Genomic DNA, 15,071 nt, shown 5'->3' on the forward strand with positions numbered 1-15,071 from the left:
CGATGATCAGTCCATCCCCGGCGCCGATCATGGCGCTGGAAGTCACCGACCCGGTCCGGGCCGCCCTGGCAGACCGCCGCGGCCCGGACCAGATTCTCGGCCGATACCGGACCGGACTGAACCTGCTGGTCGATGAGCTCGTCGTGTACGCCTCGGCGGGCCCGATCTCTTCACCGGCAGGGATTCGTGTCGATGCGGCCACCTTGGCTCGACTGCTGGACGGACCGGATCTGGTCGCCGGCATCGACACCTCGGCGGCGGTCGTGGTGGAGACCAAGCTGGCTGCGTGGGGGACGGATCCGGAGCAGGTCGGCCGGATCTGCCGAGCGGCCGTGCCGGCCCTGGCGAAGAGCTGGTTCACCGACACCCCGGAGGAACTGTCGGCCCGATCGGCGATCGGGCTGCTGTGCAAGGCGATCCACCACCGGGACCAAGATCAAATCCCGACCCGACTCCGCACGCTGCTCGGCCGGGGAATCGGGCTGACACCGTCCGGGGACGACGCCGTCGTCGGCATACTCGCCGCAGCGATCGGCGCCGGTGAATTCGACGACGGCACCTGGTGCAGCTTTCGTTCGCTGCTCAGCAAGGAGGGTGCTCGGCTGACCACCAAGGTCTCGCTCAGCACCTTGAACTGTGCCGTGGACGGTCAGGTATCGCCGGCCCTGCGCCAGTTGATCATGACCGCGGCCGGCCCGCGAGCTGATGTGAACGAGGAGGTCGTCACCGCCGTGGCTGCCCACGGACACACCTCCGGTTGCGACGCCCTCTACGGCGTCGTCACCTACTGGCAAGAACTGTTCGGACCGAACGCCAACCCCGTACCGACAAGGAGTTGATCATGCGCGTCGTCGTCGCCCTCGGGGGCAATGCGATCTCTCGCCGCGGTGAGGAAATGACCGTCGACAACCAGCGCCGCAATCTGCGCGAGGCCAGTCGCAGTCTGGCCCAGGTGGCCGAAGACCAGGAGCTGGTGATCACCCACGGCAACGGTCCGCAGGTGGGACTGCTGGCACTGCGCGATGCCTCGTACACCCAGACCGCGGGCTATCCGCTGGACGTGCTCGGCGCCGAGACGCAGGGCATGATCGGCTATCTGATCGAGATCGAGTTGCGCAATGCGATGACCTACGGGCACAAGCTGACCACCATCCTCACCCTGGTCGTGGTCGATCCCGACGATCCGGCGTTCGGCGCACCGACCAAGTTCGTCGGGCCGGTCTACACGGCCGAGGAGGCCGAGAAACTGGCCGCCGAGAAGGGCTGGACGTTCGCCCAGGACGGTGACGCACCGCGCCGGGTGGTCGCCTCGCCGGTCCCCCAGCGGCTGGTCCAGATCGACTCGGTCAAGTCACTGCTGCGGGCCGGCCACGTGGTGGTCTCGGCCGGTGGCGGCGGGATCCCCGTTGCCGTCGATGCCGAGGGACATATCGTCGGTGTCGAGGCAGTCGTCGACAAGGACGCTTCCTCGGCCGTGCTGGCCGAATCGATCGAGGCGGACGTGCTGGTGATGGCCACCGACGCCGATGCGGTCTTCGTCGACTGGGGTACGCCACAGGCCCGTCCGCTGATCAAGATCGACACCAAAGAACTGGCCGGCTACGACTTCCCGGCCGGTTCGATGGGCCCGAAGGTCGACGCGGCGATCCGCTTCGTCGAGGCGACCGGCGGCCGAGCCGTGATCGGACGACTCAGTGACCTTGATCAACTTCTTGCCGGGACCGCCGGCACCACCGTGATTCCCTTTGGAGGCAAGTGATGCGAGTTGTCGTAGCACTCGGCGGCAATGCGCTGGCTCGGCGTGGTGAGCCGATGACCGCGGACCGGCTGCGAGCCAACGTCCGGGCGACCTGTCAGGCGTTGGCCGGGTTGGCCCGCGAACACGAGCTGGTGATCACCCACGGCAACGGGCCGCAGGTCGGCCTGCTGGCGTTGCAGAATCTCGCCTACTCCGATGTCGCGGCCTACCCGTTGGACATCCTCGGCGCCGAGACCCAGGGCATGATCGGGTACGTCATCCAGCAGGAGTTGTCCAATGCGCTGGCCGGCGAGCGTGAGGTGGCCGGGGTGCTCACCACCACGGTGGTCAGCGAGGACGATCCGGCCTTCGATCGACCGACCAAGTTGATCGGCCCGCAGTACTCGGCGCAGGATGCGGCCGAGGCCGCAGCCGAATACCGCTGGACGATCGCTCGGGACGGCAAGCTGTTCCGGCGGGTGGTGCCCTCCCCCGATCCGATCCGGATCGTGCAGGCTCCGTTGGTCCAACTGCTGCTGGAAAGTGGGCGTCTGGTCGTCTGCGTCGGTGGTGGCGGCGTACCGGTGAAGACCAGTGGCGGCCGGGAGATCGGCATGCAAGCCGTGGTGGACAAGGACCTCGCCAGCGCAGCGCTGGCCGCGGAGCTGCAGGCCGACACGTTGATCATGCTCACCGATGGCGACTACGTCAGCGAGAACTGGGGAACCCCGCAGCAGCGCGACATCCTCACCGCGACCCCGGAGGCCATCTCCGAGCTGCGCTTCGCCGAAGGCTCGATGCAGCCGAAGGTCGATGCCGCCATCCGGGTCGCAAAGGCCGGTGGCCGCGCGCTGATCGGCCCGCTCGATCGACTGGACGACCTGCTCGCCCGCAAGATCGGCACCGAGATCAAGCCCGGCGTCCCGGACGGCATCGTCTTCGTCAACGGGGCGTAGCGCACCAGGCCCAAAGTTGCCCCGTGCGCGCTGCCGGATCCCGGTCAGCGTAGCGGGAAGCTCGGGGGCTGCAGCTCCTCGATTCTGCGGTGGGCGTAGTCGGACAGCGTGTGATGGGCGATGTAGTCGTCGAGGAACTCCTGCGCCCGGCCGAGATAGCTCGAGTCGTCGACCGTGATGATCTTGCTGTCCTCGACGACGGTTCGACCGGCCACCACCACCCTGCTGATGTCCCGGCCGTCGCCGTTCATGATCAAGGTACGGATCGGGTCGGCGTGCGGGCCGACATGACTCGCGGCCAGATCGAGGACGAAGTAGTCCGCCTGCGCGCCGACCGCCAGCCGACCAAGATCATCTCGGCCAAGAGCTTCGGCCGGATCCAGAGTCGCCGACCGGAAGAGGTCCGCCGGAGCGGCCGCGGTCCGGTCGCCGGTGATCGTCTTCATCATGATCATCGCCATGTCCATCGCCTTGATCAGGTTCGGCGGGGCCGAATCCGTGCCCAACACGATCCGTACCCCCGCGTCACGGTAGGAGTCGTACGTGTGCAGGCAGCCTCCGTAGTGTCCGGTCGGGATCGGGCAGAAGATCACCGCGGTGCCCGCGTCGGCGAGCAGTGCGATGTCGTCGCCGGTGCCGTACTTTGCCGGCATCAGCGGGTGGCCGGGCACCGTCCAGGCATGCGGGATGAACGTCTTGGGTGCGAGAAACCCAAGATCGGCAAGGTACGGAAGCGGCCGGCGACCGGTCGCTTCGACGATCCTCTCGACTTCGAACAATCCCTGCGCGGCGTGCAATCTGACCGGTACGCCCAGCTCGTCTGCGGCCTGCCGGGTCAGCCTCAGCGTCCGTTCCGTCTGAGTCTCGATCCTGGCCGGCAACAATGCGCCGCGGATCAGCCCAGCGGCGGTCCCGTCGTAGTCCTGGACGAATCGAACGGCCTCGTCCAGCCCGGCCAGGCCCTGCAATTCGTCGTGGTGCAGCAACATCCGTCGGCCATCGGTGTACGGCACCGCCGTCCGATAGCTCGGCCCGAAGTAGGCCCGGATGCCGAGCGCGGTCACCGCCTCGGCGGTGTCGGCCAGATCGCGGTAGTCCTCGCACCACTGTTTGTACGTCTCCGCCGCGATCGGCATCATCGTGGTGATCCCGTTGCGGATCAGCTGGGAGATCGCGAACTCGCGTCGAAAGCGCTCTTGCTCCCGCTCGAACACCGGACCATGATCACGAAGATATTCCTGTGACCACACCAGGCCGAGCCGACGGCCGGCGTCGGGCCACGAATCGAAGAGCGCATGATCGATGTCGGCCAGCGCGTTCAGGTCGATGAAGCCCGGGCAGACGATCGCGTTGCCGGCGTCGAACTCCGCGTCGACGTGACCCGGGTATCCCCGCCCACGTGGATGATCCGATCGTCGTCGTGGACGAGTTCGGCGTCCGGCAGGATGCAGTGATCAGCGTCGGCATAGCCGATCACGTACGCTGCGCGGATTTTCGTGATCATGGTCGACTCCGCTGGTAACGATCGGCAGTCCCGTATACCATTTGGATCCCGATCATCCCAGGTACTCTCCGGCCCGAGCAACGATCCGTCCGGCCTTGATCACCGTACGGTCGACGGGCAGCGCGACGATTGGCTCGACCGGCGTCTGGCCGGGCATCAGCACCAGGTCGGCGCTGCAGCCCGGTGCGATGCCGAAGTCGGCGACGTTCATGATCGTGGCCCCACCCACACTGATCAGGTCGTACACGGTGTCCAGCTCCTCGTCGGTGGACAGGCCGTTGCGCCAGGCAAGCTGGTAACCCTTGAACAGCATGTCCGACCGGTTCATCGGTCCCCATGAGTCGAGGGCCCCGTCGCACCCCGAACCGATCGTCAGCCCGGCCGCGCGGGCCAGCCGCAGCGGCGGCTTCGGATCACCGCTGGGCGCGTTGGTGGTGATCGCGATACCGGCTTCGACCATGCCGTCGATCAGTCGTCGCGCGGACACCTCGTCGACACCGCCGAGGAAGTCGGGATGGCTGATCACGACCTTCCCGGCGAGCCCGGTCGCGCGGGTCCGCTCGATGATCAACTCCGCTGAGAAGGCACCGAGGGCACCGGCCTCGTGCAGATGAACGTCGACCCCAGCACCATGCTTGACCGCGAGATCGAACAACAGATCAAGGTGTTTCACCGGATTCCGCTCAAGCATGCAGGGGTCGATACCGCCGATGATGTCCGCACCCTCGCCCAGGGCCGCATCGAGCAACTCTTCGGTGCCGGGGCGGGTCGCAACTCCACTCTGCGGGAACGCGATGATCTGCATGGTCAATGCAGCTGCGTACCGTTCCCGGACCGCGATCATCGCCTCCAGCCCGCGCAGGCCGGCATCGGTGTCGATGTCGACGAAGGCGCGGGTGTGCGTCGCCCCGTTGCCGATCATGACCTCGGCGTTGCGACCGATCTGTCGCTCGTAGACCCAGTCCGGCGACCGCCGCAGATCACGCTCGTCGGCAACCATCCGTTGCAGCCCTCGGCCCGGCTCGCGGTGATACCAGTCCATGCCCAGCAGAGACTTGTCCAAGTGCGAGTGCGCGTCGACGAACCCCGGCACCAGCACCTTCCCGGTTCCGTCGAGGACCTCGATCCCGGGCGGCGCGATCAGCCCCGCTCCGATCGACTCGATCCTGGAGTTCATGATCAACACGTCACCGCGCCGGTGTCCGCGTGGCAGCACGTTCTTGATCAACAAGTCGTTCGGCATCTTCACTCCTTGCTGGTTCGACAGCTTCTGAGCGACAAATGGTATACAGTTTTTGCCGTTCGGATAGAGGAGAACCGATGGTTGCAGAGACGCAGATCGATGCCGTGCGGGTGCCGATGGCGCACACCGGTGACGTCTGTGAGCTGGACCTGCTGCTGACCGACGGCCGACTACACCCCGACGACGTGATCGCGGTGACCGGAAAGGTCGAGGACTCGAACACCGGCGGCAACAGCCGGGTGGACGCCGACCATGCCGTACGACGCTTCCTGGCCGAGCGCGGAACCAGATCCGAACCTGAGATCGGCACGATCCCGATGGTTTTCACCACCGGTGGCGTCGGCATTCTCACCCCGCATCTGGTGGTGTACAGCCGTAGCCGAGCCGAGCCGGCTCCCGACGGGGGTCCGCGGCTTGCGGTCGGCACGGCCCGTTCGGCGCGGATGCTGCCGCAGTGGACCGGCACCGCTCGGGTGATCGAAGCGAACGCCGATGCCGTCCGCGCCGCCGCCGACGACGCCGGGCTGCTCCCCGAGCAGACGGAATACGTTGTGGGTAAGGCATATCACCCGTCCCAGCAGGCTCTCGCCGCCGCGCGAGCCGCCGGGAAGGACATCGACGCGCTCGATGACGACACGCTGTTTCGCAAGACCAGCGGCAGCGCGGCACTCGGCGTCGCGGTCGCGACGCACGAACTGGCATTGCCGAGCGGCAATCAGGTCGGCGTCGAACCGGGGCTGTGGTCCGGTCGGGCCTGCATCTCGGCCAACGCGTGGGAACCGGTCGGCGGCAACGGACCGGACACCCAGCTGATCCTGATGGGCAACCGCCCCGGCGCCGGCGGCCGGTTGCGGGTCGGACGCGCTGTGATCGGTGATCTGCTCGACGTGGACGCGCTGCCGCGGGCGCTGCGCCGGGCAGGGCTCGAGGTCGGGCCGGGGCCGCTCACCGCCGACCAGCGGGCTCGGGTGATCGCCGTCTACGTCAAGATCGGTCTGCCTCCGGACGGACTGCTGCGTGGCCGGCGGCAGGTGATCGAAAGTCCGTCGTACTCGGGCGAGGTCAAGATTGCAGCCGGTGCCATGTTCGCCGGCTGGCTGCAGGACACGATGATCTATCTCTCCGGTTCGGCCAGCCACCAGGGCCCGCCGGGCGGCGGCACCCTGGCTGTGATCGTCGACGTCAGCTGACCCGGACCCCGCGGCGAAAGACCCGTTCGCGGGAGGACCGGCGGGCGACTGCCTCAGCGGTGCAGGAAGCCCGTACCAGCAGGAAACTGGCCCGATCACCGACCGACGGCCAGGCTCGCCGGCCGTCCACCGACCATCGGGCCGGCTCGCCGGCGCCGAACAGCAGCGACTGCGCGAGCCGGCGTTCGTCGGACCAGCCGAAACGCTGCGCGAGCATCCACACCTGCTCCAGAATGTCGCCCTGACCGAACGGAGTGAGGATGTCGGTGATGCTGTCACTGCCGAGAGAAACCGCAACCCCGGCAGCAGAAAGGGCCGGAATCGGGATCACCGGACCGCCGACGGCCATGGTGGTGCCGACCGCCATGCGGGCGTCCGCAAGCCGCTCGGCCGCTGCCGCGACGGTTCCCGGGTCGGCGTTGGCCAGCGCGTTGGCGTTGCTCAGCGACACCCGACCCTGCCAGCCGGCGTCGATCGTGTAGTCGATCACCCGGTCGAGCTCGAACAGGCCGAGGGTGCCCGGATCGTGCAGGTGCAGGTCGACACCGACGTCGTACTCCACCGCCAGGTCGAAGATCGTTTCCAACGTCCGTTCGACGTTGCGCTCGCGGGATCCCGGATCCAGACCGCCGACCACCGAGGCACCCGCCCGCAGAGCCTGGGCCAGCAGCGGTTTGATCTTTCCGTCCTGCAGCCCGTGTTGCGGATACGCGACGACCTCGGTGCCGACATCGCCGCGGCCACGTACGACCTCCAGCACACGCTCCACGTTGCGAGTGCCGATCACATGGTCAACATTGCAGTGCGCGACCACCTCGGTCGTGCCGTTGGAGATCAGCAGGTCGAGAATCGCGTTGCTACGAACGGGAATCGCCTCCGACATCTCCGGCAGCAGCCGCTCCTCCTCGGCCAGCCAGAATCGGCCCGGAACGGGGGCCCGCCACGCTCCACCGTAGAAGGTCTTGTCCAGATGCACGTGGGTGTCCCGCAGCGACGGGAGTAGCAGCAGCCCGTCGGCGTCGACGATCGCCTCGGACGGTGGTGCCGAGTCGCCGATCCGGATCTCTGCGAAGGAACCGTCGACGATCTTGATCGCACTCGGGCTCGCCTCGGTCCTGGCGCCATCCTCCGTGTCGATGATCGCGGTCTCGACCAGGACATTGTCCAACCAGACAACGCGTTCTGGTACGACGTCGGTCATTGGGCGCCGGCCTGACGCAACCGGTCGGCGACGGTGGCAGGGCCGCGTTGTTCGGCATGCTGGAGCGGGGTGACGCCGTCGCCGTCGGGCAGGTTCGGGTCCGCGCCGGCCGTGAGCAGGATGTCGACGACCTGCTGATGCCGGGTCCCTCCCGTACCGAGAATGATCGCCTCCAGCAGGGCGGTCCAGCCGAGCCGGTTGACATGATCAAGATCGAGATCCAGGTCGACCACTCTGCGGACGTAGTCCACGTGCCCACGCTCGCTGGCAGGGATGATCGAGATCCCGCCGTACCGGTTGACCAGAGTGAAGTCCGGATTCCCCGGCAGCAATGACTCGACCATCGCCACACCGCCGGTCACCCCGGTCACCAACCAGGCGGTGTCGTGTCGATCGTCGACGGTGTTGGGATCGGCGCCGGCGGCAACCAGCACCCGGGCCACCTCGACCCGGTCCTGCGCGGCGGCCAACAGCAACGGCGTGCGGCCGTGGTCGTCGCGAGCCTCGAGTGCCGCGCCGTTCCGGAGGGCGTTCTGGACGCGATCGACATTGCCGGTCGCGGCTGCGGCCAGCAGTTCTTCGTCAACGGTCGGCGAGGTCATGGCCCTCCATCACCATTGCTGGGATGCCGCGCGGATCCGACGCACCCTACCGGGAAAGTCCCTGAGTAGGTTGTTCGTGTGGCTGCACGATCGGGATTGAGTCCCCGGGACACGAGCGCGCTGGTCGCCTTTGCCGAATTCGTCACCGGCCGGGCAGCCGAGGGCATCGGCCAGATCGACGACCGGGCAGCCGAGCTGGCGGCCGGACTGCTCGGCGAACTCACCCCGCCACCGGGCAAGCTGTCCGATTCGCTCCGGGTCCGGATCGTCGAGCTGGTCGATGCCGTCGACGAGCACAATGGGCGCTGCCCGGATGATCAACTGGAGATTCCCCGGCAGCCGCTGGCCATCGCCTGCCGATCATTGTGCGGCTGGCTGGAGCGGCGCCATCCCGGCCGCAGCGTCGAGGTCCGGGTGCCTCCGTACGCGGCGGTGCAGTGTGGCATCGGACCGCAGGGTCCCACGCACACCCGTGGCACCCCGCCGAACGTCGTCGAGACCGAGCCGCTGGTCTTCCTCCGACTGGCCACCGGTCGGCTGGATTGGCAACGGGCCAAGGCCGCCAGGCAGATCGCGGCCAGCGGGCAGCGCGCCGATCTGTCCGAGGCGCTGCCGATCCACCGGACCCGCCGCTAGCTCGTGATCACGATCTTGTCGCCGCTGCGCAGGTAGGCCAATGCGATCCGCATGTTCTTCCGGCTGACCGCGACGCAGCCCGCGGTCGCGCCCTTTCCCTTCACGTGCAGGAAAATCCCGGCGCCGCGGTAGCGGACGGCGTGCGGTGGCCGGTTGTAGTTGATCACCATCGCGAAGTCGTACTGGCCCGGGTAGTCGGTCAGCCGCTCGCTGCTGTTCTTGTTGGAGGCGGGCAGCCAGTAGCGGAATCCGCCGGACTTCTTGTTCCGCAGGGTGTTGTAGTGGCTGCTCTGGTTGTCCTCGACCCAGTAGTCGCCGGACTTGACGCGGTGGTAGCTCACCCACGATCCGGGATCGGCCTTGAGCCCGAACGCCGTGGTGATCGTGTAGGTGCCGCGCGGCGTCGTCCCGGTGCCCTGCTTGCGTTGGGTGCCGGCCACCGTGCCGCCGTAGCCGACCCTGCTCTTGGTGGCCAGGAACATCCGCTGGAACGAGCACTTCTTGCCGTTGATCCGGACGTAGAACCCGGTGTTGGCGTAGGTCTTTGACTTCTGGTTCACCACGATCACCGTGCGCTGCTTGGCGCCGACCGTGGTCCTTACGCCGTTCAGCTTGGGTGTGCAGCGTTTCCAACCCTTGCCGTACTTGCTGGAGCCGGCGGAGATGTCGGCCGCCTCGGCCGTCGGCACCCCGATCCCGGCGCAGACCAGCGCGACGCCGGCCAGTCCGGTGAGCATGATCAACAACAGTCTGCGCATGGCGATCTCCCTCGGTCGCGGGCCCCGAACCGCTCAGCACGCTACCGCACGACGCCGCGAGCCGTCGAAGGTCAGGGCTCGAGGTCGGTGACTCCTTGACCGGTCGCGATGTCGAACGGGACCGACGCCTGATCGTGGGTGATCAGCCAGTCACCGTCGATTTTCTGGAAGCAGAAGGTGGCGCGGACCCACATGCCGTCGGTCGGGATGCCGTTCTGGAGGGTGCCGCTGAGTCGGCCGAAGCCGTGGCCGAAAGCGACCTGGTCGCCGACGGTGACCGCCAGGTCGCGGACCTCGTACGAGATGTCGGCGAAGATCGCGAACGCCCGCTGCCAGTTCTTGAGTTTGGCGTCCAGGCCGACGTGCTGGAGCGGCGGTTCGACGTCGAAGGAGACCACCTCCGGGGCGTACACCTGCTTGAGGACCTCGAGGTCCTTGTCCCTGATGCCGTCGATGATCATGCCGATTCGGTCCCGGATCCGTCCCTCGTCGGTCTCGTGTTGCTTTGTCAGCGTCGTCATCCCTGATCCCTCCCGCGGCGGTGCCGGTCGGACCGCCTACGGGTGTGACGGAGCAGCTGGTCAGGGTGTGACGACAGCGAGCTGGTCAGTCGCCGCCGGCTGACGGCTCCTCGGGGCGCCCGTCCTCGCCACGCTCGATCAGGACGCCGATCATCTCGGCGATCTGTGCCATGCCGGCCGCGGTCTGATCGAGACGTGCTCGCATCTCTGCGAATCCCCGGTCCACCTGCTCGAAGCGCCGGTCCACCTGCTCGAAGCGCCGGTCCACCTGCTCGAAGCGCCGGTCCATTTCCGAGCGAAGGTCGGCGATCTCCGCATGCACCGCCACGAACCCAGCAGCGGTCTGCTCGCCGAGCGCGCTGATCGCCGCGCGGTTCGCACCAGCCAGCACCGCGAGATCCGACACCTCGTGGTCCTGCGCCGCCGCCAGATGCCGGGCTGCCCGCGCGTCTTCGGCGACGATCTTGATCTTGTCTTCCAGTATCGACACGCGCTCTTCCAGGTCCCCGTTCTCCGCCATACGGGGAGACTAACCCGGCTCCGGCGCGCCCACGCCCGAGTTATCCACAGCTTCGGAGCAAGATGTCAGAGCACCGGCAGCAACCGCTCCAACTCGAACGGGGTGACCTGGCGGAGGTGGTCGGCGAACTCCTGCTTCTTGTTCCGCAGGAAGAAGTCGAAGACGTGATCACCGAGGGTCTCGGCGACCAGGTCGGAGTCCTCCATCACCCGGATCGCCTCGTCCAGATTCTGCGGCAGCGGCTTGATCCCCATCGCCCGCCGTTCCCGCTCGGTCAGCGACCAGACGTCGTCCTCGGCACCCGCCGGCATCTCGTACTCGCCGTTGATGCCGGCCAACCCGGCGGACAGGATCAGCGCGAACGCCAGGTACGGGTTGACGCCGGAGTCCAGCGATCGCAGCTCGATCCGGGTCGAGTTCGGCTTGCCGGCGGTCGGCACCCGGACCAGCGCGGAACGATTGTTGCGGCCCCAGCAGATGTAGGTCGGCGCCTCGCCGCCACTGGCCAACCGGCGGTACGAGTTGACCCACTGATTGGTGACCGCGGCGATCTCGGCGGCGTGCGCGAGCAGGCCGGCGATGAAGTGCCGGGCGACCTTGGACAGGTGATTCTCCGCAGTGGCGTCGTAGAACGCGTTGTTGTCACCCTCGAACAGGGACATGTGGGTGTGCATCGCCGAGCCCGGATACTCGGTGAACGGCTTCGGCATGAAAGAGGCCTGCAGACCTTGGGACAGCGCGACCTCCTTGACCACCACCCGGAAGGTCATGATGTTGTCGGCCATGCTCAACGCGTCGGCGTAGCGCAGGTCGATCTCCTGCTGGCCGGGCGCGCCTTCGTGATGGGAGAACTCCACCGAGATCCCCATCTGCTCCAGCATGGTGATCGCCTCGCGACGGAAATCGCTGCCGATGCTCTGCGGGGTGTGGTCGAAGTAGCCGCTGCTGTCGACCGGGATCGGCCGTTCCCCGGGCCGACTCTCCCCCTTGAACAGGAAGAACTCCACCTCCGGATGGGTGTAGAAGGTGAACCCGAGATCACCGGCCTTCTTCAGCGCCCGCTTCAGCACGTACCGCGGGTCGGCGTAGGAGGGCGAACCGTCCGGCATCTTGATGTCGCAGAACATCCGTGCGGTGGCCGGGCTCTGATTGCGCCACGGCAGCACCTGGAAGGTGGACGGATCCGGACGCGCGACCATGTCGGCCTCGTACACCCGGGCGAAGCCCTCGATCGCCGAACCGTCGAAGCCGATGCCCTCCTCGAAGGCGCCCTCCAACTCGGCCGGTGCGATCGCCACCGACTTGAGGAACCCCAACACGTCGGCGAACCAGAGCCGTACGAACCGTACGTCGCGCTCCTCGACCGCCCGAAGCACGAACTCGGTCTGCTTGTCCATGAGGCTGAGTCTGCCTGGTGTGAGTAACGCTCACGTAACCGCCCCACTCCCCCAAACGTCGAGCCGTCACGTCGAACGTTTGAAGCGGCAATGAACTACCAGTCGAGCGCCCCAGCGCGAGACCGCCACCGGAGCGAAGCGGAGGCGGCGGCGCGAGTCGTGCGCATCGGTGACCGCGGCGGGGGTCCGGGGGGTCGCCCCCGGCTATTTACTCGCCTTATGCTCGCGCCAGGTCCGCTCGAACGGCAGCCGCCAGGCGTGCGGGGCGATCAGTTGGTGGATCGCGTTCGGGCCCCAGGATCCCTGCGGGTACGGCTTGACCGGGGGCGGCATCTTCAGCAGCCACTCCGAGCGTTCCCACAGCGCCTCGATGCCCTCGGCGGTGGTGAACAGGGTGTGATCGCCGCGCATCGCGTCCAGCAACAACCGCTCGTACGCCTCCAGCACGTCCGCGGCACGATCGGTCTCGTCGGTGGAGAACTGCATGCTCAGCTTGTCCAGCCGCATCCCCGGGCCGGGACGCTTGCCGTAGAAGGACAGCGACACCTTGGACTCGTCGGCCAGGTCGAAGGTCAGATGGTCCGGCCCCTGGGAGCCCACTCCGGAGCCCCCGGGGAACATCGACTTCGGCGCCTCCTTGAAGGCGATCGAGATGATCCGCTGGCCCTCCGCCAATCGCTTGCCGGTACGCAGGTAGAACGGCACCCCGGCCCAGCGCCAGTTGTCGATGCCCACCTTGAGGGCGATGAAGGTCTCGGTCTCGGAGTCCCGGGCGACACCCTCCTCCTGCCGGTAGCCCATGTACTGACCGCGGACGACCTGGGCCGGATCGATCATCTCCAGCGACCGAAAGACCTTGTTCTTCTCCTCGCTGATCGCCCGCGACTCCAACGCGGTCGGGCTCTCCATCGCGACGAACGCGAGCACCTGGAACAGGTGGGTGACCACCATGTCCTTGTACGCCCCGGTCGCCTCGTAGAAGTTGGCGCGCCGATCCAGCCCGAGGGTCTCGGGAATGTCGATCTGTACGTGGTCGATGAAGTTGCGATTCCAGATCGGCTCGAACAGCCCGTTGGCGAAGCGGAAGGCGAGAATGTTCAGCGCCGCTTCCTTGCCCAGGAAGTGATCGATCCGGAAGATCTGATCCTCGTCGAAGGTCTCGTGCACCTGGTTGTTGAGCTTGATCGCACTGGCCAGGTCGGTGCCGAACGGCTTCTCCATGATCACCCGGGACCGCTCCACCAGGTCGGCGTCGCGCAAGGTGTTGATCACGATCGGCGCAGCGGCCGGCGGCACGCTCATGTAATGGATCCGCTGTGCCGGGCCGCCGAGCCGTTCCTCGGCCGCCTTGACCGCAGCGGCCAGCCCTTCGGCACCGGCCGAGGTCGGCACATAGGTCAGTTTCTCGGCGAACCGGAACCACTGATCACGCTCCAGCTGCCGGTGGCTGAATTCACGGATGGCCTGGGAGGCGAACTTCCGGAACTCCTCGTCGGTCATGTCCTCCAGCGACGTACCGACCACCTCCATGTCGGGCACCAGCTCCGACAGGGACAAGTGCGCCAGCCCGGGCAGCAGCTTGCGCCGGGCCAGATCGCCGGTGGCGCCGAAGAGCACGATCACATGCGGCGCGACCGGTTGGTCCTCACGCAGCGACGGATGAGATCCGGGTGCCGGGTAGGCGATGGTCTGGACTTGCGTGGGATCACTCACGGGTCCGATGCTGCCACTTGAGCCGCTGTTTGTCTTCCGCGGGTCTGGCCGCGCCGGAGCGGTCGTCCGGGCGTGACTCGGCAGGTCTAGGCCTGCCAGCAGGTCAAGGGTGCCGCCTGCTTCGCGTGCCCCAACGGGGCCAGCGCGTACATGTCCTCCAGCGTCCGCAGCACGTCGTAGTGGTCGATCGGCTGACCGTAGACGCCGGGCCGGACCATCGGGCCGACCAGGATCGTCGGGATGTGATTGACCGGGGTGTCACGGTCCTCGTCGAAGGTCACGATCAGCAGGCTGTTGTGCGTCCGGGCCCAGTTCACAAAGCGCGGCAGCACCCGGCTAGCCCAGGCGTCACCGGACGAGATCGGGCAGGAGTGCATCGAGTGGCACAGGCTCGGGATCAGGAACGAGACCGTCGGCAGCTTCGACAGGTCGGCCGGCAGAGCGTTGAACGGGCGGTTCACGCTCGCCGGGATGTTGCTGAAGTCGATCCAGGGTGTACGAGCGAGGGTGTCACGCTGCAACCGGCTGCAACTGGTGTGTCCGGCCGGCGGCCGGTCCGATGTCGGCAGGTCCTCCGTGTAGCCGGAGAACGTGTGGCCGGCGTTGAGCAGCTGCCGGACGAGGTTGGGCCGCGGGCCGAGATGATCGGGACACTTGTCGTTCTTCACACCCTGGGTCGATCCCGACAGCAGCGCCACATAGTTCGGCTGGCTCGGATGGGTGACGCCGTGGCTGTGGTCGTAGGACGCGCCCATCCGGGCCAGTGAATTGAGGTACGGGGCCGATCGACGCCCGATGATCTGGGACTCGCCCTGATTCTCGAACATCACCACGACCACGTGATCGGGGCTGGGGACGACCTGGCCCGGCTTCGGCACAGCGGGCCGACCGGAAGCGCTGCGAACGACCGAGTGCGCGGGCGTCTCGTGCACCACGGCGAACCAGACCAGGATCAGCGCGAACACCGCGACCACCACCGGCCGGAACCACCGCGGACGCCCCAGGATCGTACGCATGATGCAGTCCCCCTCCCCACGCTCCTACTACACAAACTGTAGTAACCGCGTGTGGCCGGGCTCAGCCCCGACTCAA

At 67.1% G+C, this 15,071-nt stretch carries 16 protein-coding genes; 5 read left to right on the top strand and 11 right to left on the bottom strand.

Translation table 11 applies throughout. The features are described from left to right. Positions 1–2: 2 nt before the first annotated feature. From FOE78_RS19230 to FOE78_RS19240, 3 genes are read left to right on the top strand one after another with little or no spacing between them, the layout of a single operon-like run. Positions 3–839 (top strand): DUF2877 domain-containing protein, encoded by an 837-nt coding sequence (locus FOE78_RS19230; RefSeq protein ID WP_143987711.1) that lies wholly within the window; start codon positions 3–5, stop codon positions 837–839. Positions 840–841: 2 nt separating this feature from the next. Next, positions 842–1,759 carry a carbamate kinase gene (arcC, locus tag FOE78_RS19235; RefSeq protein WP_143987712.1) on the top strand — a complete coding sequence of 306 codons (918 nt, stop codon included), beginning with the start codon at positions 842–844 and terminating at the stop codon, positions 1,757–1,759. Further along, a complete protein-coding gene (locus FOE78_RS19240) occupies positions 1,759–2,694 on the top strand; it encodes a carbamate kinase (RefSeq protein WP_143987713.1) in 936 nt (311 codons plus the stop codon). The genes arcC and FOE78_RS19240 overlap by 1 nt, the downstream gene beginning before the upstream one ends. A 44-nt stretch (positions 2,695–2,738) precedes the next feature. On the opposite strand, the gene FOE78_RS19245 is transcribed toward FOE78_RS19240, so the two are convergent. The 3 genes from FOE78_RS19245 to FOE78_RS19250 are packed head-to-tail and all read right to left on the bottom strand — an operon-like array spanning position 2,739 to position 5,441. Next, the gene (locus tag FOE78_RS19245; RefSeq protein WP_228266246.1) at positions 2,739–4,040 is read right to left on the bottom strand and encodes a chlorohydrolase family protein; all 1,302 of its coding nucleotides are present in this window, start codon (positions 4,038–4,040) and stop codon (positions 2,739–2,741) included. Further along, the gene (locus FOE78_RS24285; protein ID WP_228265896.1) at positions 4,013–4,198 is read right to left on the bottom strand and encodes a hypothetical protein; all 186 of its coding nucleotides are present in this window, start codon (positions 4,196–4,198) and stop codon (positions 4,013–4,015) included. The genes FOE78_RS19245 and FOE78_RS24285 overlap by 28 nt, the downstream gene beginning before the upstream one ends. Before the next feature lie 52 nt (positions 4,199–4,250). Continuing rightward, positions 4,251–5,441 (bottom strand): amidohydrolase, encoded by a 1,191-nt coding sequence (locus FOE78_RS19250; protein WP_143987715.1) that lies wholly within the window; start codon positions 5,439–5,441, stop codon positions 4,251–4,253. Positions 5,442–5,518: 77 nt separating this feature from the next. Between FOE78_RS19250 and FOE78_RS19255 the strand changes: the two genes are divergently transcribed. Further along, positions 5,519–6,631, top strand: coding sequence for a ring-opening amidohydrolase (locus tag FOE78_RS19255; RefSeq protein WP_168207600.1), 1,113 nt, complete (start codon positions 5,519–5,521; stop codon positions 6,629–6,631). On the opposite strand, the gene FOE78_RS19260 is transcribed toward FOE78_RS19255, so the two are convergent. Then, positions 6,624–7,832, bottom strand: coding sequence for an amidohydrolase family protein (locus FOE78_RS19260; protein WP_143987717.1), 1,209 nt, complete (start codon positions 7,830–7,832; stop codon positions 6,624–6,626). The two genes, FOE78_RS19255 and FOE78_RS19260, sit on opposite strands and share 8 nt — an antisense overlap. After that, positions 7,829–8,434, bottom strand: a complete 606-nt coding sequence (locus tag FOE78_RS19265) for an ankyrin repeat domain-containing protein (RefSeq protein ID WP_143987718.1) — start codon at positions 8,432–8,434, stop codon at positions 7,829–7,831. The genes FOE78_RS19260 and FOE78_RS19265 overlap by 4 nt, the downstream gene beginning before the upstream one ends. 78 nt (positions 8,435–8,512) lie before the next feature. Between FOE78_RS19265 and FOE78_RS19270 the strand changes: the two genes are divergently transcribed. Next, complete coding sequence (locus FOE78_RS19270; RefSeq protein ID WP_143987719.1) at positions 8,513–9,070, top strand: sterol carrier family protein; 558 nt, start codon at positions 8,513–8,515, stop codon at positions 9,068–9,070. Here FOE78_RS19270 and FOE78_RS19275 read toward each other — a convergent pair. The 6 genes from FOE78_RS19275 to FOE78_RS19300 all read right to left on the bottom strand — a co-directional run bounded on the left by FOE78_RS19275 (position 9,067) and on the right by FOE78_RS19300 (position 14,995). Then, positions 9,067–9,828 carry a L,D-transpeptidase family protein gene (locus FOE78_RS19275; protein ID WP_228265897.1) on the bottom strand — a complete coding sequence of 254 codons (762 nt, stop codon included), beginning with the start codon at positions 9,826–9,828 and terminating at the stop codon, positions 9,067–9,069. The two genes, FOE78_RS19270 and FOE78_RS19275, sit on opposite strands and share 4 nt — an antisense overlap. 71 nt (positions 9,829–9,899) lie before the next feature. Then, complete coding sequence (locus FOE78_RS19280) at positions 9,900–10,349, bottom strand: YybH family protein (protein WP_143987720.1); 450 nt, start codon at positions 10,347–10,349, stop codon at positions 9,900–9,902. A gap of 85 nt (positions 10,350–10,434) precedes the next feature. Then, on the bottom strand, positions 10,435–10,869 hold the full coding sequence (locus FOE78_RS19285; RefSeq protein ID WP_143987721.1) for a hypothetical protein: 435 nt from the start codon (positions 10,867–10,869) through the stop codon (positions 10,435–10,437). Positions 10,870–10,934: 65 nt separating this feature from the next. Next, entirely contained in the window at positions 10,935–12,266 is a 1,332-nt protein-coding gene (locus FOE78_RS19290; RefSeq protein WP_143987722.1) for a glutamine synthetase family protein, read from the bottom strand. A 204-nt stretch (positions 12,267–12,470) separates the two neighbouring features. Then, complete coding sequence (zwf, locus tag FOE78_RS19295; protein ID WP_143987723.1) at positions 12,471–13,979, bottom strand: glucose-6-phosphate dehydrogenase; 1,509 nt, start codon at positions 13,977–13,979, stop codon at positions 12,471–12,473. A gap of 86 nt (positions 13,980–14,065) precedes the next feature. Then, positions 14,066–14,995 (bottom strand): alkaline phosphatase family protein, encoded by a 930-nt coding sequence (locus FOE78_RS19300; RefSeq protein WP_210414675.1) that lies wholly within the window; start codon positions 14,993–14,995, stop codon positions 14,066–14,068. Positions 14,996–15,071 lie beyond the last annotated feature (76 nt).

This window comes from Microlunatus elymi (genome assembly GCF_007362775.1).
GTDB lineage: Bacteria > Actinomycetota > Actinomycetes > Propionibacteriales > Propionibacteriaceae > Microlunatus > Microlunatus elymi.